Here is a 568-nt window from a genome sequence, read left to right on the forward strand (position 1 = left end):
CTCCTAGATAATGCAATTGCTTGGTTGTAGCAATACCGACAAGCAGCCAGCCATTGGCGCCAGACTTGATTTAGCTCCGGGCTGGGGTAAATCCGGATCTTCTTTGACCTGAGTTTTGTATTTACTCCGTCCGTATAATCGGGAACTGAAGCAGTGGAGGATGGCGAGGATGTCCTCAACCATTTCTGGTTCTGGACTGAGACTTGTCTGGTTGAGAACCATGAGTGAACACCTGTTTTGCTCACAGAGCCATCGAAACAAGTCAAATCCCCATATTGCCAATCAGTCTTTGTGGGCAACGACAACCATGCCGACATCTCCTGACAAATGATGTCCCAGTAAGGCCAGCATTTTCTTTCCCTTGAAGTCGAGCCCGCCTCCGATTTCTGAGACGACTTCTGCTTCGGGGTAGAGGTTGGACAATGCGGCCACCTGTCGGTTGAGGTCGGACTGCTGGGCGCGGCTACTAACTCTGGCATAGATAACGACTTTGCGTTTGTCACTGCCTGATTTGGCAGTATATGACTCAACGTTATATCGTCGTTGCCCAGCGGGGGTTCTGATGGTT

Annotated in this window: 1 protein-coding gene and 1 pseudogene; both read right to left on the reverse strand. The window is 50.4% G+C overall.

Annotated features, from left to right (window positions below):
* Positions 1-98, reverse strand: a 98-nt coding sequence (locus tag P5683_RS26665) for a helix-turn-helix domain-containing protein (protein ID WP_396442625.1), incomplete at its 3' end; no start/stop codon positions are given.
* A pseudogene (locus P5683_RS25640) lies at positions 58-568 on the reverse strand (IS607 family transposase); the annotation flags it as partial. The gene P5683_RS26665 and the pseudogene P5683_RS25640, both read right to left, overlap by 41 nt.

This window comes from Limnospira sp. PMC 1279.21, assembly GCF_032349615.1.
In the GTDB taxonomy this organism is placed as follows: domain Bacteria; phylum Cyanobacteriota; class Cyanobacteriia; order Cyanobacteriales; family Microcoleaceae; genus Limnospira; species Limnospira fusiformis.